Source organism: Phocaeicola coprophilus DSM 18228 = JCM 13818, from assembly GCF_000157915.1.
Lineage (GTDB): Bacteria > Bacteroidota > Bacteroidia > Bacteroidales > Bacteroidaceae > Phocaeicola > Phocaeicola coprophilus.
In genome coordinates, this window is sequence record NZ_EQ973632.1 from 414,888 (window position 1) to 431,571 (window position 16,684).

Here is a 16,684-nt window from a genome sequence, read left to right on the forward strand (position 1 = left end):
CTGATTCATTGTCCGTTGATGGTCACGTAGACCACTTTCTTGGTTTCGAAGAATTCTTCTGTGAAGTCTTCCTTGAGATCGTGGATCAGCGTCTGGTGCTTGACGGGGAATACTTCTTTTTCCAGTTCTCCTCCCTTCAGGCAAATCAGTCCGTTGGGAAGGGCATTCCGCTGTTCCTTGCTGATATTCTTACGGATGATCTTCAGCAGATCGGTCAGAGGCATGACTGCCCGGCTCACCACAAAGTCAAAGCGCTGTTTCTCTTCCTCAGCCCGGCAGTGACGGGTCGTGACATTTTTCAGTCCGACGGCAGCAGCGATTTCCGTAGCTACGCGAACCTTCTTGCCGATACTGTCCACCAGATGAAAGTGGGTATCGGGGAAAAGTATAGCCAGAGGAATACCGGGGAAACCGCCTCCTGTTCCCAGATCCATCACCTCTGTACCGGGCTTGAAGTTAATCACCTTGGCGATGCCCAGGGAATGCAGCACGTGATGTTCATAAAGATTGGTTATGTCCTTGCGCGAAATGACATTGATCTTGCTGTTCCAGTCTGTATAAAGATCATAGAGGGCAGCAAACTGTGCCTTTTGCGTATCGGTCAGGTTAGGAAAATATTTCAGTATAATATCCATATCTTTTTCTTTGTTTCGGTTTTATTTTTTCAGTAAGCAGTTTTCTATCTCGGCATAAGGTACGGTAAGCTGGAAATCTCCCATAGTGTAGGGAGCAATGTCATAACGGTTGTAGAGGAAAGTCACTCCATCCTTACCCAGCTTGAAGTTGTCGGGAACGAACAGGTCTCCTTCCAGCAAAGCTCCGACGGAACGAAGTCCTTCGATGGAACTAATCGTGTCTGTTTCAAGACGTTTATTCGCTTCGTTCAATAATTGCTTTAAGATCATTTCGCAGATGGCCTGATCGGTGTTGGGGAGGAAAACATCCTTGCGTGTCAGTAGCTTTCCGGTGGCAGCATCAATGTTGACCCATTTTCCGCGGGTGTTGGGATGTGCACCTCCGGTATCTTCAAAAATGGATACCTGATAATTCCATACGCTGTCGCGTCCCATTTCCAGGGTGGAGGTAATCTCATACTCGTTGTTATACCAGGCAGGGATATCTTCTTGCTTGACTCCGTTGTGCAGATCTGCGTCGTAGAATTTCTGAAGATTTTTTCTGTATCCGTCGATGTAGCCCTCTTTCATGGAATTGACAAGGCTTCCGGAGTCAGTGAACCTGCACCTGCCGTCTTCTCTGAAACGGTCTCATAGAATATCCGGTTGACAGCTTCCGAAACGGAATCTGTGGGAGAAGCCGGCTTCAGATACATAAAATCAATGGAAATGCGGCAGTCCGGTGAAGTTTCCACTTCCGGTTTCAGCAAAACGGTCGTGTCTGCCTGAATACTGGCAATTTCGGGGAAGGCAGGAGCGTGCTGCTGGATGCATCCCTGCATGAAAAAACATCCGGTAACGGCCAGTACAGTGGCGGTAAGTAAAATAATTCTTCTGTTCATATATTCATTTTTTTTGTCATGGACACCGGAAGCAAAAGTTCCGATAGGACAAATATAGCATAAGTTCCCGAAACGACCATTTAAAAAAAGTAACTAATTTCTTGCTATATGTTAAAGAAATGTGCTTATTTTGCACGAGTAATTCATTAACAGACTGATATGGAAATAGAAAACTGGGGAGTAATCTCGTATCCGGAAGCCTGGCAGCGCCAGACAGAACTGTTCGACGAACTGGTAAACGCCAAACAGGAGGGACGTCCGTACGTCAATCGCATCGTGTTTTGCCAGCATCCGCATGTATACACCTTAGGCCGCCACGGCAAGGCAGCCAATATGTTGCTGAGTGAAGAGCAGCTGGAGCGCATCGGAGCTTCCCTGTTTCATATTGACCGCGGAGGGGACATTACTTATCATGGTCCCGGACAGCTGGTGTGTTATCCGATTCTGAACCTGGAAGATTTTCATCTGGGACTGAAGGAATATCTGCATCTGCTGGAAGAAGCGGTCATCAGGGTCTGTGCGTCTTACGGCATTGAAGCGGGAAGGGTGGACGGAGCCACCGGAGTGTGGCTGGAAACGGGAACTCCCCGGGAACGCAAGATTTGTGCCATGGGAGTGAGAAGCAGTCATTTTGTTACCATGCACGGGCTGGCGCTGAATGTCAATACGGATCTCCGTTACTTCAGCTACATTCATCCTTGTGGCTTTATAGATAGAGGAGTCACCTCCATAGCCCGTGAAACAGGGCATGAAATATCAGTGGAAGAAGTGACGGAACGTCTGCAGCGGGAACTGGAAACGTTGCTGGCCGGAAGATGAATGAAGGTGTAGACTGGCGGATCATAACGCACGTAATCAAGATTAGAAAAGGATAACAAAAACAGCAGTAGAATGAGAAAAACGATGATGGCTGCAGTCGCAGTGGCGATTGCAGGGATGGCTTGTGCAGAAAAAGTACAGGCAGGTGAAAAAGTGGAAGCAAGTGTAGGGGCTGATCTGGTAAGCCGGTATGTCTGGAGAGGACAGGATCTGGGAGGTGTCAGTGTCCAGCCAACCATCGAACTGGGATGGAACGGGCTTTCACTGAGTGCATGGGGTTCTGTCGGCTTTACCCGTGAGGATACGGAAGAAATAGATCTGACTCTCGGCTATGAGCGGGGCGGATTCAGTGTGTCCGTTACGGATTACTGGACCAATGAAGGACCTGGGTATTTTCATTACGGAGCGCACAGCACCAGTCATGTCTTCGAGGCACAGGTCGGTTATGATTTCGGCTGGGCAGCTCTTAACTGGTATACAAATTTCGCCGGTGGTGACGGACAGACGGAAAGCGGGAAGCGGGCCTATTCTTCTTTCCTGTCAGTGAATGTTCCCTTTGCTTTGGCAGGGATCGACTGGAATGTGGAAGCCGGTGCTGTTCCCTGGGCAACCGACTACTATAATGCAACCGATGAAGAAAGTTCCGGAGCCAATGGATTTGAAGTAACGGAAGTCAGTCTGCAGGCTACGAAAGAATTGCCGGTGACGACTTCATTCACATTACCCGTTTTTGCCCGTGTAACATGGAATCCGGCTACGGAAGGAGCGTATTTTGTCTTCGGCCTCAGCCTGGGCTTCTGAGGCTTTTCAGGAGAAACAGTTCCCTTTTATGACAGTATCGAGGACTTTCCGTACAAATTTCTGTCCGTTTTTTCGTTAGTTCCCGAATATTCTCTATATTTGTTCGGGCAAAAAGCCTGAACTTAACTAACAAAAAACTGAAAAACCATGAACATTAAAGCCCGACTGATTTTGATGAACTTCCTGCAGTTTGCCGTGTGGGGGGCCTATCTGACATCGATGGGGACTTATCTGGCCGGAATCGGTTTGGGTAATCACATCGGAATTTTTTATGCCATGCAAGGAATCGTTTCCTTATTTATGCCCGCCATTATGGGAATTATAGCCGACCGCTGGGTACCGGCACAACGTCTGTTGGGCATCTGTCACTTATTGGCCGCCCTGTTTATGGGAGGGGCGGGATATTATGGAACGGTTTCCGGAAATGCAGTATCTTTTGAGGTTCTGTTTGCCTTCTATTCCGTCAGTGTTGCATTCTATATGCCGACACTGGCTCTTTCCAATTCCGTTGCATATTCGGCTCTTGACCAGGCCGGTCTGGATACCATCAAAGCTTTCCCGCCGATCCGGACTTTTGGAACCATTGGTTTTATCTGTTCCATGTGGCTGGTTGATTTACTGGGATTCCAGGCTACCCCCAACCAGTTCTTCACCTGTGCTGCCTGGGGAGTTCTGCTGGCTCTTTATGCCAATACGCTGCCGGAATGTCCGACAAGCGGAGGTGGCCAGGAGAAAAAATCTTTTGTTGAAGCCCTGGGCCTGAAAGCCTTCCTGCTGTTCAAGCAGCGGAAGATGGCCGTTTTCTTTATCTTCTCCATGCTGCTGGGAGTTTCCCTGCAGATTACCAACGGATTCGCCAATCCTTTCATCACCAGCTTCAGCGTGATTCCTGAATATGCGAATACATTTGGCGTACAGCATGCCAATCTGCTGATTTCCCTCTCTCAGATCAGTGAAACCTGCTGCATTCTGCTGATTCCGTTCTTCCTGGGACGTTTCGGAATCAAGCGGGTCATGCTGATTGCCATGGGAGCCTGGGTACTTCGCTTCGCCTTGTTCGGTGCCGGTAATCCGGGAAACGGAGTCTGGATGTTTATTCTGTCCATGCTGGTCTATGGCGTTGCCTTTGACTTCTTCAATGTCTCCGGTTCCTTGTTTGTTGACAAGGAAACTGATATTTCCATCCGTTCCAGCGCACAGGGACTGTTTATCATCATGACGAATGGTATTGGAGCTACAGTCGGTACGCTGAGTGCCCAATGGGTGGTCAACCGCTTTGTTGATTTCAACAGTACAGCTCCCCAGATTGAAGGCTGGAGCTGTGCCTGGTACATATTTGCCGGATACGCCTTGATCGTAGCTGTCGTTTTTGCCTTTGTCTTTAAATATAAACACGTAAGGAAATGAGAATGATTGAAATGTTTTTCGGCGATATGTCAACGGTGTTGAAACCGTCTGATTCCTATGCAATGGTACTGACAGAGGCTGAAGGAGGAAAGGACAGAAAACTGGCGGTGATTATCGGGGCTCCGGAAGCCCAGGCCATCAAAATGGCCCAGATCGGTTACCGGACACCGCGTCCATTTACCCATGAACTGCTGATGAACCTGATCTACGAAGGAGGAATGGATTTCATTCAGGCAGTGATTTATGATGTCAAGGATGGAATCTATTATACGCATTTGTACATGGAGCGTCCGGATGGTTCGGAATATGAAGCGGATGCACGTACGACAGACGTCGTGGCTTTGTCCATGCGTGCTCATTTCCCGATCTATATCGAAGAAGAGTTGCTGGAACGTGAGCGTCTGAGAAATATCTCTCCGGACGGATCTGTCTATACGCTGACGGTCAATGCTGTCAGCACTGATATGCTGGAACAGGCCCTGGCAGAGGCTGTCAAACAGGAAGATTATGAGCGTGCATCGCAGTTGCGCGATGAAATCAAGCGCCGGAAAGAAGAGAAAGAAACAGAGGAACCCAATCCTCTTCATTTATAAAACAAGGAACAATATGCATGTATTTTATACTCCGGACATTGCTGTCAGCAATGAGCTCCCGGAAGAAGAAGCCGGACATTGTCTGCGGGTGCTCCGCCTGGGTATGGGCGATGAAGTTATGCTGACCGATGGAAAAGGCTGTTTCTACAAGGCTGTCATCAGTGCGGCTACGAACAAACGCTGTCAGGTGAAAATTCTGGAAACCATTCCGCAGGAACCTTTCTGGAAAGGACATCTGCATCTGGCTTTGGCACCTACCAAGAATATGGACCGCATTGAATGGCTGGCTGAAAAAGCGACGGAAATCGGTTTTGATGAATTGAGTTTTCTGAACTGCCGTTTCTCGGAGCGCAAGGTTATCAAGACGGAACGGGTGGAAAAGATTGTTGTTTCTGCGGTAAAACAGTCGCTCAAGGCCCGGAAACCTGTCGTCAACGAGATGACGGATTTCATGAAATTTATGGAGCGCGATTTTCCGGGACAGAAATTCATTGCTCACTGCTATGAGGGCGAGAAACCCCTGCTGAAGGATGTGCTGGTTCCGGGCGAAGACGCCCTGGTGCTGATCGGACCGGAAGGGGACTTTAGTCCGGAAGAAGTGGCCAGAGCCGAAGAAAAAGGCTTCCATGCCGTCAGCCTCGGCAAATCCCGCCTGCGTACGGAGACGGCTGCACTGGTTGCCGTACATACCATGAACCTGATAAACAGCTGACCATGCATGTCATTGAACTCCAACAGGTCCTGCCGGAAGTATTTGCCGGTAATGACCGCATCACTTCGGATGTCTGGCATCGTCAGCTGGCCTTCCAGAAAGGACAGAAATATCTGGTAGAAGCTGCTTCGGGTACCGGAAAATCTTCTCTGTGCAGTTTTATTTATGGATACCGGAAAGACTATCAGGGCATCCTGTCCTTTGATGGAGAAAATATCCGGAACATTTCCGTATCCCGCTGGGTAGAAATCCGGAAACGTTCCCTGAGTATGCTGTTTCAGGAACTCCGTCTGTTTGAGGAACTCACAGCCTGGGAGAATGTGCAGCTGAAAAACAACCTGACCGGTTACAAGAAACGTTCGGAGATCCGGCAGTGGTTTGAAGAACTGGGCATTGCTGATAAATGGGACCGCAAGGTGGGGCAGATGTCGTTCGGACAGCAACAGCGTGTGGCATTTATCCGCTCCTTGTGCCAGCCTTTCGACTTTATTTTTCTGGACGAACCGATCAGTCACCTGGATGACGGGAACGGACGTTGCATGGCCCGTATTCTGACAGAAGAAGCCGCCAGACAGGGAGCCGGAATCATTGTAACCTCCATCGGGAAACATCTGGAACTGGCGTATGACCGGGTACTTTCGCTGTAATACATTAATTTGAAATCGGATGAAGATATGGTTTGGAAATTATTAAGGCAGCATCTGAGCGTGTCGCAACTGACCGGGTTCTTTCTGGCAAACCTCTGCGGTATGGTTATTGTCCTGCTCAGTGTTCAGTTCTATAAGGATGTGCTTCCGGTATTTACACAGGGAGACAGCTTTTTGAAAAAGGATTACCTGATTATAAATAAAGAAGTCAGTACACTCGGTTCGCTGGTCGGACGGGACGGCACTTTTTCAGATGCGGAAATGGCCAAACTGGAGAAGCAGCCTTTTACGGAAAGCGTGGGGGCTTTTCAGCCAGCCCGTTTCAAAGTGTCTGCCGGTATGGGAATGCAGGGCATGCAGCTTTCTACGGCCATGTTTTTTGAATCGGTTCCCGACCGTTTTGTCGATGTGAAGGTAGATGACTGGACTTATCGTCCGGGACAGGAAGAAATACCAATCATTATTCCCCGGAATTATCTGAACCTCTATAATTTCGGTTTTGCCCAGAGCCGCAATCTTCCCCAGCTTTCGGAAAGTGTCATGGGAATGATGACGCTGGATATCCGGATGTCCGGACGCGGACAGGTGAAGACACTGAAGGGACGTATCGTGGGATTCTCGAACCGGCTGAATACGATTCTGGTTCCCGAAGATTTCATGAACTGGGCCAACAGTACTTACGGAGAAGAAAAAGAGAAGAGTCCGTCGCGCCTGATTCTGGAAGTGAACAATCCGGCTGATGAACGGATTGCCCAATACTTTCAGCAGCAGGGATACACCACTGAAAGTGACAAGCTGGATGCCGGGAAAACAACCTGGTTCCTGCGAATGACGGTCGGACTGGTACTCTCGGTCGGGCTGGTGATCAGTTTCCTGTCATTTGCCCTCCTGATGCTCAGCATTTATTTACTTTTGCAGAAGAATACGGTCAAGCTTGAAACCTTGCTGCTGATCGGCTATAGTCCGGTCCGGGTTTCACTCCCTTATCAGATGTTGGCCGTTCTGCTGAATGCAGCCGTCCTGCTGATCGGTATGGCTCTTGTATTGCCAGTCCGTTCTGCCTATCTGGGAACTCTGGAACATCTGCTTCCGGGCATGGAGGCAGGGAGTCTGCTCGCAGCCTGGATAACCGGTCTTTTCCTCTTTATTCTCGTCTCGGCAGCCAATGTTCTGGCCATCCGCCGGAAGGTTCAGGCCATCTGGTTAAAGAAAAAATGAGAAATCTGAACATTTCGCTTTTGCACAAAAAACGGCTTTCTGTGTACTCCAGAGCCGTTTTTTTATTTTTCTCCGTGTGAACAAATGTTTAGAAACCTTTTGTTCTATAAATACACTTGTTCTATATCCCTTGATTTATGTCTGATAACATAGTTTTAGGGCTAAAAAATGTTACATGCGATAACACCTTAGTGATTTTATTCAGTAAATTTGCGTAACCGAAACAAACGGAAAGGCACTTTCTGAAAAAGGAAAAAACCAGACGTTTGAAGAACAAAATCGGAGATACTTTTAATTTAAAAAGAATTGCTTATGTCAAAAATCGTTGGACACATTTCGCAGGTAATCGGACCGGTGGTCGATGTGCACTTCAATCTGGAAGGGCAAGATGCGGACATTGCGTTACCTAGTATCCACGATGCGCTGACAATTGTGCGTAAAGATGGCCGTACACTGGTCGTTGAAGTACAGCAGCACATCGGAGAAGATACGGTGCGTACCGTAGCCATGGACAGTACCGACGGATTGCAGCGCGGAATGGAGGTCGTCCCGACCGGACAATCTATCACGATGCCGGTAGGAAACCAGATCAAGGGACGTGTGATGAATGTAGTCGGTGAAACCATCGACGGAATGAAGGAACTCGATCGTACGGACGGTTTCCCCATTCACCGCGAACCGCCTAAGTTTGAAGATCTGGCTACGACCCAGGAAGTCCTTTTCACAGGTATTAAGGTAATTGATCTGCTGGAACCTTATTTGAAAGGTGGTAAGATCGGATTGTTTGGAGGTGCCGGAGTAGGTAAGACGGTCCTCATCAAGGAATTAATCAACAACATTGCCAAGAAGCACAACGGATTCTCCGTATTCGCCGGTGTCGGTGAACGTACACGTGAAGGTAACGACCTGTTGCGTGAAATGATTGAATCCGGAGTTATCCGCTACGGAGACGAGTTCCTGAAGAGCATGGAAGAAGGCAACTGGGACTTGTCAAAGGTAGACTACAACGAAGTTGAGAAGTCTCAGGTAGCGATGGTGTTCGGACAGATGAACGAACCTCCCGGCGCCCGTCAGTCTGTGGCTCTTTCCGGACTGACCCTGGCAGAATCCTTCCGTGACCGCAAGACCGGTGACAACGGTCCGCGTGATATCCTGTTCTTCATTGACAACATCTTCCGTTTCACCCAGGCCGGTTCAGAAGTTTCAGCCTTGCTGGGACGTATGCCTTCGGCCGTAGGTTACCAGCCGACACTGGCTACGGAAATGGGACAGATGCAGGAACGAATCACTTCTACGAAGAACGGTTCTATTACTTCAGTACAGGCTGTCTATGTGCCTGCCGATGACTTGACAGACCCGGCACCGGCAACCACCTTTACTCACCTGGATGCCACAACCGTGCTGAGCCGTAAAATCACCGAGCTGGGTATCTATCCGGCTGTTGACCCGCTGGAATCAACCTCACGTATTCTGGATCCGCTGATCGTGGGCAAGGAACACTACGAGACTGCACAGCGTGTGAAACAGATTCTGCAGCGTAACAAGGAACTTCAGGATATCATCTCCATCCTGGGTATGGACGAACTTTCTGACGAAGACCGTCTGACAGTCAACCGTGCCCGCCGTGTACAGCGTTTCCTTTCACAGCCGTTTGCCGTGGCCGAACAGTTTACCGGCGTTCCGGGTGTGATGGTTTCCATTGAAGATACAATCAAAGGTTTCAAGATGATTCTGGACGGTGAAGTCGACTATCTGCCTGAACAGGCCTTCCTGAATGTAGGTACGATTGAAGACGCCATCGAAAAGGGTAAGAAACTGCTGGAGGCAGCAAAGGGATAAGCGTATGGATACGAAAGAATTACATCTGACAGTCGTTTCACCTGAACGGACCGTATATGACGGAAAGGTACTTTCGGTGACATTGCCCGGTGAAGTGGGTAGCTTCCAGATTCTTCCGGGACATGCTCCGCTGATTTCTTCATTAGGGGCCGGAGAGTTGAAATATACTGTCGGAAAGGAAACACAGGTCCTGCAGATTGCAGGAGGATTCGTGGAGGTCAGAGACAATTCAGTTTCCGCATGCGTGGAACTCTGAACGGGATTGCTTCTCCCCACACAGGCATTTGTTGAATCAAAGATGTTTTTAGCAGCTTTCCGGATGAAAAACTGCACGATACTATGTTTTTGTTAACCGTAAGAAAAAAGTTTATCAAGGAACTCACCGTCATCGGTGTAGTGTTGACAGGTCTGGTGGCCATAGTGTATCACCTATTTATACCGGAAAGGTATTTCCTCTGGTTTCCTGCCATTCCGATATTCTTTTATCTGTTCGGTTTGCTTTACATAGCATTCTTTTCGTTCAGCTATCGCCTGGGTCTGGAAAAACTGGCCATGACCTATCTGGTCTGTAAAGTGCTGAAATTTATATTAAGCGCTTTCGTCCTGATTTTCTACGGATTCGTAATCAGGCATGAAGTGGTGGCTTTCATTGCTACATTCATGTTCTTCTACTTTGCGTTTCTGATTTTTGAAACTCGTTTTTTCCTTCGCTTTGAGGAGAAACTGAAACTAAGACAAAAGAATAAAAAATGAAAAAATTACGGTACATAGTCCTAATGCTTTCCCTGCTGCTGGCAACGTCGGCCAGTGTTCAGGCACAGGAGGCGTCTGCAACGGAAGCCGGGGAAGTAAATGTGAATGAACTGGTATTCGGACACATCGGTGACGCTTACGAGTGGCACATCGCCACCATCGGGGGCAAGACGCTGAGTATTCCGCTTCCGGTCATCGTGCATAGCAGTACCGGCTGGCATGTCTTTTCTTCTTCCCGTCTGGAAGAAGGGGAATATGAAGGCCTTTACATCGCCAGGGGAGGTGCTTACGACGGAAAGATCGTGGAGCGCAACGCTGCCGGCGAGGAAGTAAGGCCGCTGGATATTTCCATCACGAAGAATGTGCTGGGACTCTTCATCAACAGTGCCGTGCTGCTCATTATCCTGATGAGCTGTGTCCGCTGGTACAAGAAGCATCCGGTAGAACAGGGAGCACCGAAAGGCGGAGTCGGCATGATTGAAGCTCTGGTGCTGATGATCTACGAAGATGTCATCAAAGGCTGTATCGGTGAAGACTACAAGCGTTATGCTCCTTATTTGCTGACCGCCTTTTTCTTTGTGCTGGTCAACAACCTGATGGGACTGATTCCTATCTTTCCCGGAGGAGCCAACGTAACCGGTAATATTGCGATCACCCTGGTGCTGGCATTCTGTACATTCGTGCTGACCAACCTTTACGGTTCAAAGGAATACTGGAAGGAAATCTTCTGGCCCGATGTTCCGACCTGGCTGAAAGCTCCGGTACCCATGATGCCGCTGATCGAGTTCTTCGGAATATTCACCAAGCCGTTCGCCCTGATGATCCGTCTTTTTGCCAATATCATGGCAGGCCACGCAGCCATTCTGAGTCTGATCGCTATCATTTTCATCACCGTAAAGGCCGGACCGGTCATCAACGGTTCCATGACCTTCGTTGCCGTGGTATTCGGTATCTTTATGGATGCGCTTGAAATTCTGGTAGCTTTCATCCAGGCTTATGTATTTACGATGTTGTCAGCCGTATTCATCGGACTGTCACGCGTGAAAGGTCACGCAAAAGAAAACTAAAAGAGATAAAAACAGAAAAAGTATAACCATTTAAATTTGAAGAATTATGTTAATGTCAATTTTATTGCAGGCAGCTGCAGGTGTTGGAATCAGTAAGTTAGGCGCAGCAATCGGCGCAGGTATCGCAGTTTTGGGTGCAGGTATCGGTATCGGTAAGATCGGTAGCTCAGCCATGGAAGGTATTGCCCGCCAGCCGGAAGCTTCAGGCGATTTGCGTATGAACATGATTATCGCAGCAGCGCTGGTAGAAGGTGTCGCTTTGATTGCGATCGTTGTTTGTCTGCTGACATTGTTCTTATAATTTCACCGTCCAACTTAAACAGGTAAAAGATTATGGGATTATTAACTCCGGATCCGGGGCTGCTCTTCTGGATGATTATCGTTTTTGGAGTCGTATTTTTCATCTTGGCAAAATATGGCTTCCCGGTAATCATCCGGATGGTAGAGGACCGGAAAGCATACATTGACCAGTCGCTGAAGGCGGCACGTGAAGCCAACGAAAAGCTGGCCAGCGTGAAGCAGGAGGGTGAAAGAATCCTGGCACAGGCCAATGAAGAACAAGTCCGTATTCTGAATGAAGCAGCTGCCACTCGTGACCGCATCATCAACGAAGCCAAGGAACGGGCCCGTCTTGAAGGCGACCGTCTGATGGAAGAAATGAAGAAGCAGATCGAGACCGAAAAGGAAAGCGCCATTCGTGACATCCGCCGTCAGGTAGCCGTATTGTCTGTAGGAATTGCCGAAAAGGTAATGCGCAGCAAGCTGGCTGACGAAAAAGAGCAGATGGAACTGATCGACAGAATGCTGGACGAAATGATAGAAACTTCTAAGAAATAACAGGTCTTATGAATACAGGAGTCGTATCAATGCGTTACGCAAAGGCACTGCTGGCCTATGCCGATGCACAGGGAAAGGAAGACCAGGTCTATGAGGAAGTCAAGACTTTAGCCGACCATTATGTGACTGTTCCCGGATTGAGGCGTGCCGTAGAGAATCCTGTACTGGATATCGAAACGAAGCTGCAACTGCTTCAGGAAGCGGCAGGCGGTAAGGATGTCAGTGAGGAGCTGAAACGCTTCTTCCGGCTGGTGCTGGAAGCCAAGCGGGAGAAATTTCTCCAGTTTATGACATGGTCATACATCGATCTTTACCGGGAAGAGAAGCATATCCTGATCGGAAAGCTTACTACTGCTGTTCCTTCGGAAAGACTGGTGCAGCATCTGGTGGAACTGATTGGTGCCCGGACGCATGAAAATGTGGAACTGGATGCACGGATTGATCCGAACATTATCGGAGGATACATCATTGAATTGTCCGGTTTCCGGCTTGATGCCAGTGTTGCCAATCAGCTGAAGCGGGTGAAACAGCAGTTTATCGCCAGAAACAGAAGAATTGTTTAATCCAAATCGAGTAATTATGCCAGAAAATACAATCAAACCCAGCGAAGTCTCTGAAGTGCTGCTTCGCCAGTTGCAAGGAATCGACACCTCCCTTAAATTCGACGAGGTAGGTACCGTCCTGCAGGTGAGCGATGGTGTGGCACGTATCTATGGCTTGCGCAATGCAGAAGCCAACGAACTTCTGCAATTTGAAAACGGTATAATGGGTACCGTGATGAATCTGGAAGAGGATAACGTCGGAGCTGTGCTGCTCGGTCCTACTGACCAGATCAAGGAGGGCATGATCGTTAAACGTACCCGGAGAATTGCTTCCATCAATGTGGGAGAAGGAATGCTGGGACGTGTCATCGACCCTCTGGGTGTACCGATGGACGGACGCGGCGAAATCAGCGGCGAACGTTTTGAAATGCCGCTGGAACGCAAGGCTCCGGGAGTTATTTTCCGTCAGCCGGTAACAGAACCTCTTCAGACCGGTCTGAAGGCGATCGATGCCATGATTCCTATCGGACGCGGACAGCGTGAGCTGATCATCGGTGACCGCCAGACTGGAAAGACGGCTATTGCCATCGATACCATCATCAACCAGCGTTCCAATTACGAAGCCGGTAATCCGGTGTACTGTATCTACGTTGCAATCGGACAGAAGGGTTCTACCGTTGCCAGCATCGTAAGTGCACTCCGTGAAAAGGGAGCCATGGATTATACGGTGGTTGTGGCTGCTACGGCTTCCGATCCGGCTGCCATGCAGTATTTCGCACCGTTTGCCGGTGCAGCCATCGGTGAATATTTCCGTGATACCGGCCGTCATGCCCTGGTAGTCTATGATGACCTGTCCAAGCAGGCGGTAGCCTATCGTGAGGTATCTCTGATTCTGCGCCGTCCGTCAGGACGTGAAGCTTATCCGGGCGATATCTTCTATCTGCACTCCCGTCTGCTGGAACGTGCGGCAAAGATCATCAGCCAGCAGGAAGTGGCCGAACAGATGAACGACCTGCCCCCCAGCCTGAAAGGAAAAGTCAAAGCCGGCGGTTCACTGACTGCACTGCCGATCATCGAAACCCAGGCAGGCGACGTTTCCGCCTATATTCCTACAAACGTGATCTCCATCACCGACGGACAGATCTTCCTGGAAACCGACCTGTTCAACCAGGGCTTCCGTCCGGCCATCAACGTCGGTATCTCCGTATCCCGTGTCGGTGGTAGTGCACAGATCAAGAGTATGAAGAAAGTGGCCGGTACGCTGAAGATCGATCAGGCACAGTACCGTGAACTGGAAGCGTTCTCCAAGTTCAGCAGCGACATGGACCCGGTAACCGCCATGGCCATCGACCGCGGACGTAAGAACAACCAGCTGCTGATCCAGCCGCAATATTCACCGATGCCTGTCGGCGAACAGGTTGCCATCCTGTATTGCGGAACCCACGGACTGATGCGTGAAGTTCCTCTGAGCAAGGTTCGTGCTTTCCAGGATACCTTCCTGACCACCCTGCGCGCCAACCACAAGGAAGACGTGCTCGACGTTCTGGCATCCGGAAAGATCAACGACGAAGTAACAGCAATCATCGAAAAAGTAGCGGCCGCAACGGCTTTACAGTATAAACAATAAGCATCATGGCATCACTGAAAGAAGTAAAGGGAAGAATCAACTCGATAAACGGGACGCTGAAGATCACTTCGGCCATGAAGATGGTGGCCTCTTCCAAGCTCCACAAGGCGCAGGAGGCCATCGAGAACATGCTTCCTTACGAACGAAGACTACACCGCATGCTGACGAACTTCCTGAGTGCGGGGCTGAGCGTGGAGTCGCCTTTCATTGTGAAGCGTGAGGTCAAGAAAATAGCGATTGTAGTGTTCGCGTCAAACAGCAGCCTCTGCGGCGGATTCAACATGAATGTGATCCGTCATCTGCACGAGGTTGTTGATGAATATGGCGCGAAAGTGGGAAAGGAGAACCTGCTGGTCTATCCCGTTGGCCGCAAGGTGGCCGATGCCGTGAAGAAGATGGGAATCACTCCCATGGGAGATTTCCAGCACATGAGCGGAAAGCCGAACTATAAGGAGGCTTCTGATCTGGCGACTGACTTGATCAACCGCTTCCTGAGCGGGGAAATACAGCAGGTAGAACTGCTGTACAACCATTTCAAGTCGACTTCCACACAGGTGCTGACGCGCGAAACCTATCTGCCTTTCGACCTTTCGGCTGAAACTGCCGGAAAGGACAAGGGAGAAGGAGCCGACATGCAGGCCGATTACATCGTTGAACCTTCATCGGCACAGGTGTTGCAGGAATTGCTTCCCAAGGTACTGCGCATGAAGATCTATACCGTTCTGCTCGACTCGAATGCAGCCGAACATGCAGCACGTACCATGGCTATGCAGATTGCTACCGACAATGCCAATGAACTGATACAGGATCTGACCCTGATTTACAACAAGAGCCGTCAGCAGGCCATTACCAATGAACTGCTGGATATCATCGGTGGTACGATGGCATAAGGCGTTGTAAACATCCATAAAGATACATCCTCACTCCTTCGGGAGCGGGGATGTATTTTTTTTTGCACGTCATTCTGCTTGTCCGTCTGTTTTTCTTACCTTTGCAGACAGTGCCGTTTCAACGTGCAGCCGATGCGTCTGAATCGTGCGGTCATTGCGGTCAGATCGACCGCTCGTTGCGGCCGAATCGTGTAGTCGTTGCAGGCTCATCGACCGCACGATTGATATAATTGTTTATATATTTGAATATTGTTAAACTTAAAAATATATCTATATGAAAACAATATTAATTTTACTTGCTTTGTTTTTGACACTTAGTAATTGTTCTAATAAGAAAAACAATTTTGAGACAACTATTCTTTCTGATTACAATATATACAAAGTAGAAGTATCGACAAATAAAAACTACTACGACTCTATTATTAACTTGATATCAGACACTGCATTTGTAATCCTTAAAGAAAAGGAAAATATTATGTTCTCTTATGCTAATAAGATCATAGAGCATAATAATAAATATTTCATTTTGGATAAAAGTTCACTTCGTTCTATCGTTTCATTTAAAAAAGACGGAAATCCTATAACAAAATACGGGCGAATTGGACAAGGTCCAGGAGAATATGTTTCTCCATGGGACTTTGATATAGATACAACAGGTCTATATATCTTAGACACAAAATCAAAAAAAGTCATCCATTATAGTGAAGAGGGTTCTTTCCTGGAAGAAAGAAAAATTCCTTTTTTTGCAGATGCTATAAAACGACTTAAAAATGGTAATTTCGTTTTCAATACAACACCTGATGGAACACAGCAACCAAGCCTGATCTATACAGATTCTGAAATGAATATTGTTGGTAAATCGTTGAATTATAGAAGCAATTATATTGGAGGATATACAACAAATAATATTATAAGAGAGAATAAAACAGGATTAAATTTTTATCGGGCACCCTCAGATTCCCTAACAATATTGGATAAAGATGGGAAAATTAAAGCGTTTATAGTTTTTGATTTCTTAAACAAATCAGTTCCTCAAATTGCAAAGACTGATTACATCTCATTTAGCCAAAAAGAACAATCTGCCGATTTCTTGCATTTTGTCAACAATCCAATCTGTATTTCTGACAGCATTTGGATAGGACTTATAGAAGATGGGAACAATCAATACACAGCTATTTTTAATCCATTTACCAATGATTTCGGATATAAGAAGTTTACAAGGGAATCTTCTGTATATGACATTATAGAACCTATGTTTTCTGATAACAATGGAGCTATAATTAGTCTTATCAGCCCAGAATTGAACGACATGTGCAATGATTATAACATGTTACCTGACTCTATAACAGACGCATTAAATGAAGGAAATAGAGTTTTATTAATCAATAGTTTCAAACGAAAATAAGTGATAATATC

Annotated in this window: 20 protein-coding genes; 17 read left to right on the forward strand and 3 right to left on the reverse strand. The window is 47.9% G+C overall.

Annotated elements, in window-relative coordinates; translation table 11 throughout:
• Nucleotides 1-5: 5 nt before the first annotated feature.
• From rsmG to BACCOPRO_RS03375, 3 genes are read right to left on the reverse strand one after another with little or no spacing between them, the layout of a single operon-like run.
• Nucleotides 6-635 carry a 16S rRNA (guanine(527)-N(7))-methyltransferase RsmG gene (gene rsmG / locus BACCOPRO_RS03365; protein ID WP_008140938.1) on the reverse strand — a complete coding sequence of 210 codons (630 nt, stop codon included), beginning with the start codon at nucleotides 633-635 and terminating at the stop codon, nucleotides 6-8.
• Nucleotides 636-656: 21 nt separating this feature from the next.
• Nucleotides 657-1,205 (reverse strand): RsiV family protein, encoded by a 549-nt coding sequence (locus BACCOPRO_RS03370; RefSeq protein WP_008140940.1) that lies wholly within the window; start codon nucleotides 1,203-1,205, stop codon nucleotides 657-659.
• Complete coding sequence (locus BACCOPRO_RS03375; protein ID WP_008140942.1) at nucleotides 1,202-1,516, reverse strand: hypothetical protein; 315 nt, start codon at nucleotides 1,514-1,516, stop codon at nucleotides 1,202-1,204. The genes BACCOPRO_RS03370 and BACCOPRO_RS03375 overlap by 4 nt, the downstream gene beginning before the upstream one ends.
• 159 nt (nucleotides 1,517-1,675) lie before the next feature.
• Here BACCOPRO_RS03375 and lipB point away from each other — a divergent pair, with 159 nt between their 5' ends.
• The 17 genes from lipB (at nucleotide 1,676) to BACCOPRO_RS03460 (ending at nucleotide 16,673) form a co-directional block, all read left to right on the forward strand.
• On the forward strand, nucleotides 1,676-2,335 hold the full coding sequence (lipB, locus tag BACCOPRO_RS03380) for a lipoyl(octanoyl) transferase LipB (RefSeq protein ID WP_008140943.1): 660 nt from the start codon (nucleotides 1,676-1,678) through the stop codon (nucleotides 2,333-2,335).
• Between the two features lie 72 nt (nucleotides 2,336-2,407).
• Nucleotides 2,408-3,136 (forward strand): hypothetical protein, encoded by a 729-nt coding sequence (locus BACCOPRO_RS03385; RefSeq protein ID WP_008140947.1) that lies wholly within the window; start codon nucleotides 2,408-2,410, stop codon nucleotides 3,134-3,136.
• 147 nt (nucleotides 3,137-3,283) lie between these two features.
• A complete protein-coding gene (locus tag BACCOPRO_RS03390) occupies nucleotides 3,284-4,543 on the forward strand; it encodes an MFS transporter (RefSeq protein WP_008140949.1) in 1,260 nt (419 codons plus the stop codon).
• Nucleotides 4,540-5,136 carry a bifunctional nuclease family protein gene (locus BACCOPRO_RS03395; protein ID WP_008140951.1) on the forward strand — a complete coding sequence of 199 codons (597 nt, stop codon included), beginning with the start codon at nucleotides 4,540-4,542 and terminating at the stop codon, nucleotides 5,134-5,136. The genes BACCOPRO_RS03390 and BACCOPRO_RS03395 overlap by 4 nt, the downstream gene beginning before the upstream one ends.
• A gap of 13 nt (nucleotides 5,137-5,149) precedes the next feature.
• Entirely contained in the window at nucleotides 5,150-5,848 is a 699-nt protein-coding gene (locus tag BACCOPRO_RS03400; RefSeq protein WP_008140952.1) for a 16S rRNA (uracil(1498)-N(3))-methyltransferase, read from the forward strand.
• Between the two features lie 2 nt (nucleotides 5,849-5,850).
• The gene (locus tag BACCOPRO_RS03405; protein WP_008140954.1) at nucleotides 5,851-6,495 is read left to right on the forward strand and encodes an ATP-binding cassette domain-containing protein; all 645 of its coding nucleotides are present in this window, start codon (nucleotides 5,851-5,853) and stop codon (nucleotides 6,493-6,495) included.
• A gap of 27 nt (nucleotides 6,496-6,522) precedes the next feature.
• Complete coding sequence (locus BACCOPRO_RS03410) at nucleotides 6,523-7,713, forward strand: transporter (RefSeq protein WP_008140956.1); 1,191 nt, start codon at nucleotides 6,523-6,525, stop codon at nucleotides 7,711-7,713.
• 312 nt (nucleotides 7,714-8,025) lie between these two features.
• Complete coding sequence (atpD, locus tag BACCOPRO_RS03415; protein WP_008140958.1) at nucleotides 8,026-9,552, forward strand: F0F1 ATP synthase subunit beta; 1,527 nt, start codon at nucleotides 8,026-8,028, stop codon at nucleotides 9,550-9,552.
• 4 nt (nucleotides 9,553-9,556) lie between these two features.
• Nucleotides 9,557-9,808: an ATP synthase F1 subunit epsilon gene (gene atpC / locus BACCOPRO_RS03420; RefSeq protein ID WP_008140959.1), complete on the forward strand. Its 252-nt coding sequence runs from the start codon at nucleotides 9,557-9,559 to the stop codon at nucleotides 9,806-9,808.
• An 83-nt stretch (nucleotides 9,809-9,891) separates the two neighbouring features.
• Entirely contained in the window at nucleotides 9,892-10,305 is a 414-nt protein-coding gene (locus tag BACCOPRO_RS03425; protein WP_008140961.1) for a hypothetical protein, read from the forward strand.
• On the forward strand, nucleotides 10,302-11,372 hold the full coding sequence (gene atpB, locus BACCOPRO_RS03430) for a F0F1 ATP synthase subunit A (RefSeq protein WP_008140963.1): 1,071 nt from the start codon (nucleotides 10,302-10,304) through the stop codon (nucleotides 11,370-11,372). The genes BACCOPRO_RS03425 and atpB overlap by 4 nt, the downstream gene beginning before the upstream one ends.
• 46 nt (nucleotides 11,373-11,418) lie before the next feature.
• Entirely contained in the window at nucleotides 11,419-11,673 is a 255-nt protein-coding gene (atpE, locus tag BACCOPRO_RS03435; protein ID WP_008140964.1) for an ATP synthase F0 subunit C, read from the forward strand.
• 32 nt (nucleotides 11,674-11,705) lie between these two features.
• Nucleotides 11,706-12,209, forward strand: a complete 504-nt coding sequence (gene atpF, locus BACCOPRO_RS03440; RefSeq protein WP_008140965.1) for a F0F1 ATP synthase subunit B — start codon at nucleotides 11,706-11,708, stop codon at nucleotides 12,207-12,209.
• 8 nt (nucleotides 12,210-12,217) lie between these two features.
• Nucleotides 12,218-12,772: a F0F1 ATP synthase subunit delta gene (locus tag BACCOPRO_RS03445; protein ID WP_040311089.1), complete on the forward strand. Its 555-nt coding sequence runs from the start codon at nucleotides 12,218-12,220 to the stop codon at nucleotides 12,770-12,772.
• 16 nt (nucleotides 12,773-12,788) lie between these two features.
• Nucleotides 12,789-14,378 (forward strand): F0F1 ATP synthase subunit alpha, encoded by a 1,590-nt coding sequence (atpA, locus tag BACCOPRO_RS03450; RefSeq protein ID WP_008140969.1) that lies wholly within the window; start codon nucleotides 12,789-12,791, stop codon nucleotides 14,376-14,378.
• A 5-nt stretch (nucleotides 14,379-14,383) separates the two neighbouring features.
• On the forward strand, nucleotides 14,384-15,268 hold the full coding sequence (locus BACCOPRO_RS03455; protein ID WP_008140971.1) for a F0F1 ATP synthase subunit gamma: 885 nt from the start codon (nucleotides 14,384-14,386) through the stop codon (nucleotides 15,266-15,268).
• Between the two features lie 274 nt (nucleotides 15,269-15,542).
• Complete coding sequence (locus BACCOPRO_RS03460) at nucleotides 15,543-16,673, forward strand: DUF4934 domain-containing protein (protein WP_008140975.1); 1,131 nt, start codon at nucleotides 15,543-15,545, stop codon at nucleotides 16,671-16,673.
• The last annotated feature ends 11 nt before the right edge of the window (nucleotides 16,674-16,684 follow it).